The 12,480-nt window shown below is 35.5% G+C and carries 12 protein-coding genes and 5 tRNA genes; all 17 read left to right on the top strand.

Features of this window, described 5'->3' with window-relative positions; all coding sequences use genetic code 11:
- Positions 1–161 precede the first annotated feature (161 nt).
- The 17 genes from D1818_RS08500 (at position 162) to rpoB (ending at position 12,420) form a co-directional block, all read left to right on the top strand.
- On the top strand, positions 162–1,544 hold the full coding sequence (locus D1818_RS08500) for an alpha-amylase (RefSeq protein WP_118457946.1): 1,383 nt from the start codon (positions 162–164) through the stop codon (positions 1,542–1,544).
- Between the two features lie 223 nt (positions 1,545–1,767).
- Positions 1,768–1,962 (top strand): 30S ribosomal protein S21, encoded by a 195-nt coding sequence (gene rpsU / locus D1818_RS08495; RefSeq protein ID WP_025743950.1) that lies wholly within the window; start codon positions 1,768–1,770, stop codon positions 1,960–1,962.
- A gap of 124 nt (positions 1,963–2,086) precedes the next feature.
- Positions 2,087–2,977: a tyrosine-type recombinase/integrase gene (locus D1818_RS08490; RefSeq protein ID WP_118463615.1), complete on the top strand. Its 891-nt coding sequence runs from the start codon at positions 2,087–2,089 to the stop codon at positions 2,975–2,977.
- A gap of 67 nt (positions 2,978–3,044) precedes the next feature.
- Positions 3,045–3,347, top strand: coding sequence for a ribosome hibernation-promoting factor, HPF/YfiA family (gene hpf, locus D1818_RS08485; protein ID WP_118457944.1), 303 nt, complete (start codon positions 3,045–3,047; stop codon positions 3,345–3,347).
- 102 nt (positions 3,348–3,449) lie between these two features.
- Positions 3,450–3,523, top strand: a tRNA-Thr gene (locus tag D1818_RS08480).
- Between the two features lie 124 nt (positions 3,524–3,647).
- Positions 3,648–3,729: transfer RNA gene (locus tag D1818_RS08475), tRNA-Tyr, on the top strand.
- Positions 3,730–3,761: 32 nt separating this feature from the next.
- Positions 3,762–3,834: transfer RNA gene (locus D1818_RS08470), tRNA-Gly, on the top strand.
- 127 nt (positions 3,835–3,961) lie between these two features.
- Positions 3,962–4,033: transfer RNA gene (locus tag D1818_RS08465), tRNA-Thr, on the top strand.
- 58 nt (positions 4,034–4,091) lie between these two features.
- Positions 4,092–5,279: an elongation factor Tu gene (tuf, locus tag D1818_RS08460; RefSeq protein WP_118457942.1), complete on the top strand. Its 1,188-nt coding sequence runs from the start codon at positions 4,092–4,094 to the stop codon at positions 5,277–5,279.
- 60 nt (positions 5,280–5,339) lie between these two features.
- Positions 5,340–5,412: transfer RNA gene (locus tag D1818_RS08455), tRNA-Trp, on the top strand.
- A gap of 101 nt (positions 5,413–5,513) precedes the next feature.
- Positions 5,514–5,711, top strand: coding sequence for a preprotein translocase subunit SecE (secE, locus tag D1818_RS08450; RefSeq protein ID WP_118457940.1), 198 nt, complete (start codon positions 5,514–5,516; stop codon positions 5,709–5,711).
- Positions 5,712–5,716: 5 nt separating this feature from the next.
- Entirely contained in the window at positions 5,717–6,271 is a 555-nt protein-coding gene (nusG, locus tag D1818_RS08445; RefSeq protein WP_118457938.1) for a transcription termination/antitermination protein NusG, read from the top strand.
- Positions 6,272–6,348: 77 nt separating this feature from the next.
- Positions 6,349–6,786, top strand: a complete 438-nt coding sequence (gene rplK, locus D1818_RS08440; RefSeq protein ID WP_091412200.1) for a 50S ribosomal protein L11 — start codon at positions 6,349–6,351, stop codon at positions 6,784–6,786.
- Positions 6,787–6,804: 18 nt separating this feature from the next.
- Complete coding sequence (gene rplA, locus D1818_RS08435) at positions 6,805–7,503, top strand: 50S ribosomal protein L1 (protein ID WP_118457936.1); 699 nt, start codon at positions 6,805–6,807, stop codon at positions 7,501–7,503.
- Positions 7,504–7,514: 11 nt separating this feature from the next.
- Complete coding sequence (gene rplJ, locus D1818_RS08430) at positions 7,515–8,036, top strand: 50S ribosomal protein L10 (protein ID WP_118457934.1); 522 nt, start codon at positions 7,515–7,517, stop codon at positions 8,034–8,036.
- A gap of 67 nt (positions 8,037–8,103) precedes the next feature.
- Positions 8,104–8,481 carry a 50S ribosomal protein L7/L12 gene (gene rplL / locus D1818_RS08425; protein ID WP_118457932.1) on the top strand — a complete coding sequence of 126 codons (378 nt, stop codon included), beginning with the start codon at positions 8,104–8,106 and terminating at the stop codon, positions 8,479–8,481.
- Positions 8,482–8,610: 129 nt separating this feature from the next.
- Positions 8,611–12,420 carry a DNA-directed RNA polymerase subunit beta gene (gene rpoB, locus D1818_RS08420; protein ID WP_118457930.1) on the top strand — a complete coding sequence of 1,270 codons (3,810 nt, stop codon included), beginning with the start codon at positions 8,611–8,613 and terminating at the stop codon, positions 12,418–12,420.
- The last annotated feature ends 60 nt before the right edge of the window (positions 12,421–12,480 follow it).

The following is a 12,480-nucleotide window of genomic DNA, read 5'->3' as shown; positions in this document are numbered from 1 at the left end:
TCATTCACAAAAAAATGATGAATTAGTAGATTTTTATATTCATTCTTGCGCAGATGCTAAAATTTTATCAACACGAAAACGTTTGAGTTTCGATTCAAACGTTTTCGTTGTAAGTAAAAATATTACATTGTAAGAAATTTAACACACAAACACTTATTTTTATGAAAACTTTTAAGTTTATCTATTTTTTATTGGCGGTGTCTTTTTTACTGATATCGTGCGGTAAGGATGAGGTTTTTGATTCCGTAGAATCGGAGTCTGTAAAGCCTGAAGAATTAATTTCTACTAGAGCAGGTCTTAAATCTATAGGATCTGGAGTAATGATGCAAGCCTTTTATTGGGATGTTCCAGCTGGTGGTACTTGGTGGAATGTTGTAAAAGGAAAGGTCAATTCCTGGAGTAATGCAGGTGTTGATGCAATTTGGTTACCACCGGTAAGTAAAGCTCAGAATGGGCCATTTTCTATGGGATACGATCCTTTTGATTATTACGATTTCGGTCAATATAATCAAATGGGAAGTACCGAAACCAGATTTGGATCTAAATCAGAACTAGAATCTTTAATATCTAGTGCTCATAATAAAGGATTAAATGTGATCGCCGATATTGTGATTAATCATAACAGTGGGGGAGATTTAGAGCCAAATGAATTTGCAGGTAAAGATACGTACACAAAGTTTAATCCCTTATCTAATAAATTCGATAGAACAAAATATGATTTTCATCCAAACGAAGCCTATAATTCTGATAGTGGGTTCTTTGGAGGATTTCCTGATTTAAGTCATAACAAAGCATATGTTCAGGATTGGTTATGGAAAAGAAGTAACTCTGTTGCTAAGTACTATAAGAATACTATGGGATTTGATGGATATAGATTTGATTATGTAAAAGGTTTTGCTCCTTGGGTTGCAAAAGAATTTCGTCAATCTACTGGTGCATTTGGTGTTGGAGAATATTGGGATGGAAATGTAAATACATTGGATTGGTGGACAAGCGAAGCACAGATGTCAGCATTTGATTTTGCATGTTATTATAAAATGAGGGATGCATTTGTAGGGAACAATCTTAATGCACTTAGTGGAGATATGTTATGGAAAAGAAATGCATCTAGAGCTGTTACCTTTGTGGCGAATCATGATACTGATGAGATTTATACAAATAAACTTTTGGCGTATGCGTATATTCTAACTCATGAAGGATATCCAGCTCTTTTTTATAGAGATTATGAAGACTGGTTAGATAAAAATAAATTGAATAACTTAATTTGGATTCATAACAACCTTGCTGGTGGTAATACTTCTAATCTTTGGACAGATAATGACGAGTATATAGCTAGAAGAAATGGTGGTGGAGGAAAAAATGGTTTGATTGTGTATATCAATAATTCTAACTCTTGGAAAGAAAGATGGATTCAGACAAACTGGTCTAATAGAGCAATAAAAGATTATACAGGTAATTCTGGTTGGGAGCCTACTACACAAGGAGGGAAGTGGGTTAAGATCCAAGCACCGCCAAAAGGGTATACTGTATGGTCTCTAAAATAATGAAAGGATTGTTACTAGTTTAGAAAAGTAATATCCAAATGAAAAGATGGTTTTTAATCTGTTAAAACATTTTCGACAGATTAAAAACCAACTTTTTTTTATTTGATTATAAGAGGTTTAAGATAAATAAGTAAATAATAACTAAGTTATTTGAAAAAAGCTTTGTAGATAATACTTTTGTGTTATCTTTGCACCCTAATTTTTAAAGAAAGGAGGTAACACTATGTTAATTATACCAGTTAAAGACGGAGAAAATATAGATAGAGCATTAAAACGTTTTAAGCGTAAATTCGATAGAACAGGAACTATGCGTCAGCTGCGTAAGCGTCAGGCGTTCACAAAGCCTTCTGTTGAGCGCAGAGCTCAGGTTCAAAAAGCGCAATACATTCAGCACTTAAGAGACCAAGAGGAAATTTAAAACAACATGTTGAGACGTTGTATGCTTTAATTCTTTTAAGAATTAAACTTCGTTTTTCAGTATATATAATTTTAAACCATTAGATGTCAAAAGTTTTATACTTTTGTGTTCTAATGGTTTTTTTGTGTTTATTAAAGAATTTATAGATTATTTACTTTTAGAAAGAAAGTATTCAGTTCATACGGTTACTGCGTATAAAACAGATTTGATGTCTTATGTTGTGTTTTATGAAAAAGAATACGATCAAAAAGATATTTCAAAATCAAATTATGCTCAAATACGTTCCTGGATTGTGAGTTTGGTTGATGGAGGGGTTTCGAATAGGTCGATTAACAGGAAAGTATCTTCACTTAAAGCGTATTATAAGTTTTTATTAAAAACAGGGCAAATAGACAAGACTCCTTTAGCTAAGCATCAAGCATTAAAAGTTTCAAAAAAACTGCAAATTCCATTCTCGAATATTGAGGTTGACAAAGTTTTGAATGGATTGGTAGATGGAGAAGATTTTAAAAGTGTTAGGGATAGGTTAATTGTTGAGCTTTTTTATGCTACCGGAATGCGTAGGATTGAATTGGTTAATCTGAAGATAAATAATATTGATCTCTTAGGTAAGCAGGTGAAGGTTTTAGGAAAGCGCAATAAAGAAAGGTATATACCTTTACTGTTATCTACTGTCGTTACTATCAAAAGATATTTAGAGTTAAGGACGGAAGTTGTAGTGGAGTCTAAAAATCCTTTTTTATTGTTAACAGAAAAAGGAGTTAAAATCTATGAAACACTTGTGTATCGTATCATAAATCGTTATTTTAGTGAGGCATCTTCCAAAGTAAAAAAGAGCCCGCATATATTGAGACATTCATTTGCGACGCATCTACTTAATGAAGGAGCAAACCTAAACGCTGTAAAAGAATTACTTGGTCATTCCAGTTTAGCTTCTACCGAGGTGTATACACATCAAAGTGTTGCGCAATTAGCAAAAGTGCATAAGCAATCTCACCCAAGGAATAAAAAGTAAATTGTTTATTGTGGCACTTATGTCTTTTGGACTTTAAATATTTGTTTAACCAATTAAAATAACACCTATGAAAGTGAACTTGCAATCCGTAAATTTTAATGTAGATCAGAAATTGGTAGATTTTACACAGACGAAATTGGATAAGTTAGAAAATCATTTTAGTCGTATTATTCATGCCGATGTTTTTTTGAAAGTTATGAATACAAGTGGTAAAGAAAATAAAATTACTGAAATTTTATTGAGTGTTCCTGGAGATGAGTTTATAATTAAAAAAATAAACAAAAGCTTTGAAGAGGGTGTGGATGAGTGTGTTAGTTCGTTAGAAAGACAATTGCGAAAACGGAAGGAAAAATTAAATGCACATGTTTGATGATTTTTTTTTAAAAATTGTTTTGTGTAAGAAATAAATTCTATACATTTGCAGTCCGTTAGAAATAGCGGACTTTTTTATGCTTAAAAAAGTAACCAAAAAGCCGATGTAGCTCAGCTGGCTAGAGCAGCTGATTTGTAATCAGCAGGTCGTGGGTTCGAGTCCCTCCATCGGCTCTTAAAAAGGTAAGATTTTGAAAAAAAATAGAACCTTTTTTTATAAAATTTTGAATTGTAAAATATTTGATTACTTTTGCGCTTTCAAAATTTAGAAGTTCATTCTAAAATAGTGATTTCAATTGGGGAGATACTCAAGCGGCCAACGAGGGCAGACTGTAAATCTGCTGACTACGTCTTCGCAGGTTCGAATCCTGCTCTCCCCACAACCTTCAATTTTGATTTCAAAATTGTAAATGCGGGAGTAGCTCAGTTGGTAGAGCGTCAGCCTTCCAAGCTGAATGTCGCCGGTTCGAACCCGGTCTCCCGCTCTTAAAAAATACAGAGCTAATCTTGATGCATTATTAGCATTGGATTTTTAAAATAAAAATAATGATGAATCGGTTTTCTTTCGATGTGTAATGAAGGACTCTGGTTTATCATTGTGTACTTTAAAAAGCCGGTGTAGCTCAGGGGTAGAGCGTTTCCTTGGTAAGGAAGAGGTCACGAGTTCAAATCTCGTCATTGGCTCTTGGTTCAGAAGCATTAATTGAACACTAATATATAACTAAGATTAAATAAATTCATTATGGCAAAGGAAACTTTTGATCGTTCCAAACCGCACTTAAATATTGGTACTATTGGACACGTTGATCACGGTAAAACAACTTTAACGGCTGCGATTACTAAGGTATTGGCAGATGCAGGTCTTTCTGAGGCTAGAGATTTCGATACTATCGATAACGCTCCAGAAGAAAAAGAAAGAGGTATTACTATTAATACTTCTCACGTAGAATATCAAACTGCAAACCGTCACTATGCACACGTTGACTGTCCAGGTCACGCCGATTATGTAAAGAACATGGTAACTGGTGCGGCTCAGATGGATGGAGCGATTTTAGTGGTTGCTGCAACAGATGGACCTATGCCACAAACGCGTGAGCACATCTTATTAGGACGTCAGGTTGGTATTCCAAGAATCGTTGTATTCCTTAATAAAGTGGATATGGTTGACGATGAAGAGCTATTAGAATTAGTAGAGATGGAAGTTAGAGATCTTCTTTCTTTCTATGAGTATGATGGTGATAATGGACCTGTAATTTCTGGTTCTGCACTTGGTGCTTTAAATGGAGAGCAAAAATGGGTTGATACCGTTTTAGAATTAATGAAAGAAGTAGATGCTTGGATCGAAGAGCCATTACGTGAAATCGACAAGGATTTCTTAATGCCTATCGAAGATGTATTCTCTATTACTGGTCGTGGTACTGTTGCAACTGGACGTATCGAAACTGGTATCGCTAACACTGGAGATCCTGTAGAGATCATCGGTATGGGAGCTGAGAAATTAACTTCTACTATTACTGGTATTGAGATGTTCCGTCAAATATTAGACAGAGGAGAAGCTGGAGATAACGCTGGTATCTTATTAAGAGGTATAGAGAAAACTCAGATTTCTCGTGGTATGGTAATTACTAAGCCAGGATCTGTAACTCCACACTCTAAATTCAAAGCTGAGGTTTATATCCTTAAGAAAGAAGAAGGTGGACGTCATACTCCATTCCATAATAACTACCGTCCTCAGTTCTACGTTCGTACAACTGACGTAACAGGAAACATTGCGCTTCCTGATGGAGTTGAAATGGTAATGCCTGGAGATAACTTAACAATTACTGTTGAGCTTATTCAGCCAATTGCAATGAATGTAGGTCTTCGTTTTGCGATCCGTGAAGGTGGTAGAACAGTAGGTGCTGGACAGGTTACTGAAATTTTAGACTAATACAATATATTAATATATGAGGTAAGGTATTCGTTACGGCGAATACCTTGACTTATGTATACGGGTTTAGCTCAGTTGGTAGAGCACTGGTCTCCAAAACCAGGTGTCGGGAGTTCGAGTCTCTCAACCCGTGCTGATAAATATGTAAAGTGTCTTCATTTAAATAGAATGAAGTTGATATAATGAATTTATAGTGGTAAGAGATTTTTTCTTGTCATTAAAAAGAATAATAAGATGGCTGGATTAATAAATTACATTACGGAATCATATAGCGAGTTAAAGAACCATGTAACTTGGACTCCTTGGGCGGAGGCACAAAGACTTACTCTAGTTACCATTGTTTTTTCGGTTATTTTTTCATTAGCTATCTGGGGAGTTGATACTGTGTTCAGTAATGTGATAGAGTATTATTTCACTTTAGTTAAATCATAATTATAATGGCTGAGGTTGGTAATACAAAAAAATGGTACGTTGTACGTGCTGTAAGTGGTCAGGAAAATAAGATAAAGGACTATATCGAGCGAGAAATTGCTCATATGGGAATGGAGGACTATGTTTCTCAAATCTTGGTACCTACTGAAAAGGTTATTCAGATCCGAAATGGAAAAAAGATTCATAAAGAAAGAGTGTATTTTCCAGGATATGTGATGATAGAAGCAAATCTTTCTGGAGAAATTCCTCACATCATAAAATCTATTAATGGAGTAATTGGTTTTCTTGGAGAGGTTAAAGGAGGAGATCCTGTGCCTTTAAGAAAAGCTGAGATTAATAGAATGCTAGGTAAAGTGGATGAACTTGCAGTGAAAACTGATAATGTTGCTATCCCTTACACCGTTGGAGAAACGGTTAAAGTAATTGATGGTCCTTTTAACGGTTTTAATGGTACTGTTGAGAAAGTTAATGAAGAAAAGCGTAAGCTAGAAGTAATGGTTAAGATTTTCGGTAGAAAAACACCATTAGAGTTAAGCTATATGCAAGTAGAAAAAGTATAATAATTGTTACATTATATATCCTGAATTGTTCTTATTGCTTCCACTTTATAGAACAATTCTAATTTAAAATTAGAAAAATGGCTAAAGAGATAAGTAAGGTTGTAAAACTTCAAGTACGTGGAGGAGCGGCGAACCCATCCCCACCAGTTGGACCTGCTTTAGGTGCTGCCGGAGTTAATATCATGGAATTCTGTAAGCAATTCAATGGTAGAACGCAAGATAAGGCTGGTAAAGTATTGCCAGTTGTTATTAATGTTTACAAAGACAAATCTTTTGACTTTGTAATCAAGACTCCACCTGCGGCGGTTCAAATACTGGAAGCAGCAAAAACAAAAAAAGGTTCTGGAGAGCCAAATCGTAAAAAAGTGGCTAGTGTTACTTGGGATCAAGTTCGTACGATTGCGGAAGATAAAATGCAGGATTTAAATGCATTTACTGTAGAATCTGCTATGAAAATGATTGCCGGTACCGCTCGTTCAATGGGTGTAACTGTAAAAGGACAAGCTCCTTTTTAATCCAAAAACGTGTAGAAAATGGCAAAAGTAACTAAAAAGCAAAAAGAAGTTAGAGCTAAAGTTGAAAAGAATAGATCATATTCAGTAGACGAAGCTTCTGCTTTAGTAAAAGAAATAACAAACGTGAATTTTGATGCCTCAGTAGATCTTGCAGTTCGCTTGAACGTAGATCCTCGTAAAGCAAATCAAATGGTACGTGGTGTGGTAACATTACCTCACGGAACAGGAAAGGATGTTAAAGTTCTTGCATTGGTAACACCGGATAAAGAAGCTGAAGCAAAAGAGGCTGGAGCTGATTTTGTAGGGTTAGATGAATATCTAGATAAGATTAAAGGTGGATGGACAGATGTAGATGTGATCATTACAATGCCTAGCGTTATGGGTAAATTGGGTCCGTTAGGTCGAGTATTAGGACCACGTGGTTTAATGCCTAACCCTAAAACTGGTACAGTGACAATGGATATAGCAAAAGCTGTTTCTGATGTTAAAGCTGGTAAGATTGACTTCAAAGTTGATAAAACTGGTATTGTTCACGCTGCAATTGGAAAGTCCTCTTTCTCTGCTGATAAAATCGCAGGAAATGCAAAAGAATTATTAACAACGTTAGTAAAGTTAAAGCCTGTGGCTGCTAAAGGTGTGTATATTAAATCAATATATATGTCTTCTACAATGAGCCCTGGTGTGGAGATTGATTCTAAGAACTACGCTGGTAATTAAGATAAACGATTATGACAAGAGAAGAAAAATCACAAGTAATTGAAGACTTAACTGCTCAGTTAGCTGAAAACACTAATATCTATTTAGCAGATATTTCAGGTTTAGATGCAGGAACAACTTCAAATTTACGTAGAGCTTGTTTTAAAGCTAACGTATCATTAAAAGTAATTAAGAATACGCTTCTTGCGAAAGCAATGGAGAAATCTGATAAAGATTTTGGAGAATTACCAGAGGTATTAAAAGGAAATACTTCTATAATGTTTTCTGAAACCGGTAATGCACCAGCAAAGGTGATCAAAGAGTTTCGTAAGAAATCCGAGAAGCCTTTATTAAAAGGAGCTTTTGTAGAGGAAGCAATTTTTGTTGGAGATGAAACTCTGGATGCACTTGTAGATATCAAGTCTAAAGAAGAAGTTATTGGAGAAATTATTGGCTTACTACAGTCACCGGCTAAGAATGTTATTTCAGCATTAAAGTCTAGTGGAGGTACTATAGCGGGTATTCTTAAAACATTATCCGAGAAAGAAGGGTAATCTAAACGTGTACGCACTTTTTAACAAATATATTTCAATTAAAAAAAATTATTAAAAACGATAGAAAATGGCAGATTTAAAAGAATTCGCAGAACAATTAGTTAACTTGACAGTAAAAGAAGTTAATGAGTTAGCTGATATATTAAAAGAAGAGTATGGTATCGAGCCTGCTGCTGCTGCAGTAGCTGTTGCTGCTGGTGGTGGAGCTGCTGGTGGAGATGCTGCTGAAGAGAAAACTGAATTTGATGTAATACTTAAAGCAGCTGGTGGTGCTAAATTAGCAGTTGTAAAACTTGTTAAGGAATTAACTGGTCTTGGTCTTAAAGAGGCTAAAGGATTAGTTGATGATGCTCCAAGTGCAATTAAAGAAGGTATTGCTAAAGATGAAGCAGAAGCTCTTAAAGCTCAATTAGAAGAGGCTGGAGCAGAGGTTGAGCTTAAGTAAGCTTACCATATATTGACATAGAGGTTTAGACCTGGAGAATTCTCTCTAAGGTCTAAACCATTTTGCGTATATAAATATGATGTATTAAAATACGCTGTTTTTTAAATTTTAATTTAATTCCGTCCATTGATGTTAGCAACGCAAACTGAAAGATTGAATTTTTCTTCTGTAAAGAATAGACCTGATTATCCGGATTTTTTGGATATCCAGATCAAATCATTTCAGGACTTCTTTCAATTAGAAACAAAGTCTGAAGAAAGAGGAAACGAGGGTCTTTATAATACCTTCATGGAAAATTTCCCGATTACGGATACACGTAATCAATTTGTACTAGAATTTTTAGACTACTTCGTAGATCCACCAAGATATGATTTACAAGAGTGTATAGAAAGAGGTCTTACGTATAGTGTGCCTCTAAAAGCACGTTTAAAACTTTTCTGTACAGACCCTGAGCACGAAGATTTTGAGACGATTGTTCAGGACGTATATTTAGGAACGATTCCTTACATGACTCCAAGTGGTACATTCTGTATCAATGGAGCAGAACGTGTTGTTGTATCCCAACTACACCGTTCACCTGGTGTGTTCTTTGGACAATCATTCCATGCAAATGGAACTAAGCTATATTCTGCAAGAGTTATTCCTTTTAAAGGATCTTGGATAGAATTTGCAACTGATATCAATAGCGTTATGTACGCATATATTGATAGAAAGAAAAAGTTACCAGTAACCACACTTTTCCGTGCTATTGGTTTTGAAAGAGATAAAGATATTTTAGAGATTTTTGACCTTGCAGAAGAGGTTAAAGTTTCTAAGTCTGGATTAAAAAAAGTATTAGGTCGTAAACTTGCGGCTCGTGTTTTAAATACGTGGCATGAAGATTTCGTTGATGAAGATACAGGAGAAGTTGTTTCTATCGAACGTAACGAGATTGTATTAGATCGTGATACTGTCCTAGATAAAGATCACTTAGATGAGATCGTGGATTCTGGAGCTAAAACTATTCTACTTCATAAAGAAGATAACCAGAAAGGTGATTATGCCATTATCCATAATACATTGCAAAAAGATCCTACGAATTCTGAAAAAGAAGCCGTAGAACATATATACCGTCAATTACGTAATGCAGAACCGCCTGATGAGGAAACTGCGAGAGGTATTATTGACAAGCTATTCTTCTCTGATCAACGTTACAATTTAGGTGAAGTAGGTCGTTATAGAATGAATAAAAAGTTAGGTCTTAATATCGAAATGGATAAGCAAGTACTTACCAAAGAGGATATTATAACTATCATAAAATACTTAATAGAGTTAATTAATTCTAAAGCGGAGATTGATGATATTGATCACCTTTCTAACCGTCGTGTAAGAACTGTTGGAGAACAATTATCTCAGCAGTTTGGGGTTGGTTTAGCACGTATGGCTCGTACTATTCGAGAGCGTATGAATGTTAGGGATAACGAAGTATTTACTCCTATAGATTTAATTAATGCAAAGACCTTATCTTCTGTAATTAATTCATTCTTTGGAACCAACCAGTTATCTCAGTTTATGGATCAGACGAATCCGTTGGCAGAGATTACGCATAAGCGTAGACTTTCTGCTCTTGGACCAGGTGGTTTATCTAGAGAAAGAGCAGGTTTTGAGGTTCGAGATGTACACTATACGCATTATGGACGTTTATGTCCTATCGAAACACCTGAAGGGCCAAATATTGGGCTAATTTCTTCACTTGCAGTATTTGCTAAAGTGAATTCAATGGGATTTCTTGAAACTCCTTATCGTAAAGTTGAGGAAGGTAAAGTAGATTTAAGCGAGTTTAGATACCTAAGTGCCGAAGAAGAGGAAGAAAAATTAATAATGCAAGCCAATCTTCCACTAAAAGAAGATGGTACAATTGAGAGTGATAAGGTGATTGCACGTATGGAAGGTGATTTCCCTGTGATCGAGCCATCATCTGTAAATTATGCGGATGTTGCGCCTAACCAAATTGCTTCGATTTCTGCATCTTTGATTCCTTTCTTGGAACATGATGATGCGAACCGTGCATTGATGGGATCGAATATGATGCGTCAGGCAGTTCCTTTATTAAGAGTAGATGCTCCGATTGTAGGTACAGGACTTGAACGTCAGGTAGCTTCTGATTCTAGGGTGTTAATAAACGCTGAAGGAGCTGGAGTTGTTGAGTATGTGGATGCTCAAAAGATAACCATCAAGTACGATAGAACGGAAGAAGAGAGAATGGTAAGTTTTGAAAGTGATTCCAAAACATATAACCTGATCAAATTCCGTAAAACCAATCAAGGTACTTCTATAAATCTTAAACCAATTGTAAGAGTTGGCGATAGAGTAAATAAAGGACAAGTTTTATGTCAAGGTTATGCAACTGAGAACGGAGAACTTGCTTTAGGTAGAAATATGAAGGTTGCCTTCATGCCTTGGAAAGGATATAACTTTGAGGATGCGATTGTAATTTCTGAGAAAGTAGTTAGAGATGATATCTTTACTTCTATTCATATTGATGAGTATTCATTAGAAGTTAGGGATACGAAATTAGGTAACGAAGAGCTAACTAATGATATTCCTAATGTTTCTGAAGAAGCTACAAAAGATCTAGATGAAAACGGAATGATCCGTGTTGGTGCTGAAATCAAACCAGGAGATATTCTTATCGGTAAAATTACACCAAAAGGGGAGAGTGATCCTACTCCAGAAGAGAAGCTATTAAGAGCTATCTTTGGAGATAAAGCAGGAGATGTTAAAGATGCATCTTTAAAAGCTTCACCTTCTTTACACGGTGTTGTTATAGATAAGAAGTTGTTTGCTCGTGCTATTAAAGATAAGCGAAAGCGTTCTCAAGATAAAGAAGATATCTCTATCTTAGAAAGATCCTATGATGCAAAATTTGCATTATTGAAAGCAGAATTGATAGATAAATTATTTATAATCGTTGGAGGTAAGACTTCTCAAGGTGTTATTAATGATTTAGGAGAAGAAGTACTTCCAAAAGGTAAAAAGTTTACTCAGAAAATGCTTAACAGTGTTGATGACTATGCTCACCTTACTAAAGGAACCTGGACTACTGATGATAATCTTAATAAAATGGTTGCGGATCTAATTCACAACTTTAAGATTAAAGAAAATGATTTACAAGGTAACTTACGTAGAGAGAAATTTACAATCTCTGTGGGTGATGAATTACCTTCTGGAATTATAAAACTTGCTAAAGTTTATATTGCTAAAAAACGTAAACTTAAAGTAGGTGATAAAATGGCAGGTCGTCACGGTAACAAAGGTATTGTTGCACGTATCGTAAGAGAAGAAGATATGCCATTCTTAGAAGACGGAACACCAGTAGATATTGTACTGAATCCATTAGGGGTACCATCTCGTATGAACATTGGTCAGATCTATGAAACCGTATTAGGTTGGGCAGGTCAAAAATTAGGTAGAAAATATGCTACTCCAATTTTTGATGGAGCTTCTTTAGATCAGATCAACGAATTTACAGATGAAGCAGGTATTCCTAGATTTGGGCATACGTATTTATATGATGGTGGTACTGGAGATCGTTTTGATCAGCCGGCAACTGTAGGTGTAATCTACATGCTTAAGTTAGGTCATATGGTAGATGATAAAATGCACGCACGTTCTATAGGTCCATATTCATTGATCACGCAGCAACCACTTGGTGGTAAAGCACAGTTTGGAGGTCAACGTTTTGGAGAGATGGAAGTATGGGCGCTTGAAGCTTACGGTGCTTCAGCTACCCTTCGTGAAATACTGACTGTGAAATCTGATGATGTTATTGGTAGAGCTAAGACGTACGAAAGTATCGTGAAAGGTGAACCTATGCCAGAACCGGGATTACCAGAATCATTCAATGTATTAATGCATGAATTGAAAGGTCTGGGTCTGGATATCAGATTAGAAGAATAATAAAAAAATATTCAAACTGTCATCCTGAGCTTGTCGAAGGAGACAGTTTGATACTTTACA

The sequence above is a fragment of the Aquimarina sp. BL5 genome (genome assembly GCF_003443675.1).
Lineage (GTDB): Bacteria > Bacteroidota > Bacteroidia > Flavobacteriales > Flavobacteriaceae > Aquimarina.
The sequence above is the reverse complement of the archived record's forward strand: the minus strand, read 5'-3'. Positions and strand labels throughout refer to the sequence as shown.

Bases quoted from the DNA above. Each gene is read 5' to 3' on its own strand.
- rplJ (WP_118457934.1), top strand. From the start codon at position 7,515: ATGACAAGAGAAGAAAAATCACAAGTAATTGAAGACTTAACTGCTCAG.
- rplL (WP_118457932.1), top strand. From the start codon at position 8,104: ATGGCAGATTTAAAAGAATTCGCAGAACAATTAGTTAACTTGACAGTA.
- rpoB (WP_118457930.1), top strand. From the start codon at position 8,611: ATGTTAGCAACGCAAACTGAAAGATTGAATTTTTCTTCTGTAAAGAAT.
- rpsU (WP_025743950.1), top strand. From the start codon at position 1,768: ATGTTAATTATACCAGTTAAAGACGGAGAAAATATAGATAGAGCATTA.
- rplA (WP_118457936.1), top strand. From the start codon at position 6,805: ATGGCAAAAGTAACTAAAAAGCAAAAAGAAGTTAGAGCTAAAGTTGAA.
- hpf (WP_118457944.1), top strand. From the start codon at position 3,045: ATGAAAGTGAACTTGCAATCCGTAAATTTTAATGTAGATCAGAAATTG.
- D1818_RS08500 (WP_118457946.1), top strand. From the start codon at position 162: ATGAAAACTTTTAAGTTTATCTATTTTTTATTGGCGGTGTCTTTTTTA.
- secE (WP_118457940.1), top strand. From the start codon at position 5,514: ATGGCTGGATTAATAAATTACATTACGGAATCATATAGCGAGTTAAAG.
- rplK (WP_091412200.1), top strand. From the start codon at position 6,349: ATGGCTAAAGAGATAAGTAAGGTTGTAAAACTTCAAGTACGTGGAGGA.
- tuf (WP_118457942.1), top strand. From the start codon at position 4,092: ATGGCAAAGGAAACTTTTGATCGTTCCAAACCGCACTTAAATATTGGT.
- nusG (WP_118457938.1), top strand. From the start codon at position 5,717: ATGGCTGAGGTTGGTAATACAAAAAAATGGTACGTTGTACGTGCTGTA.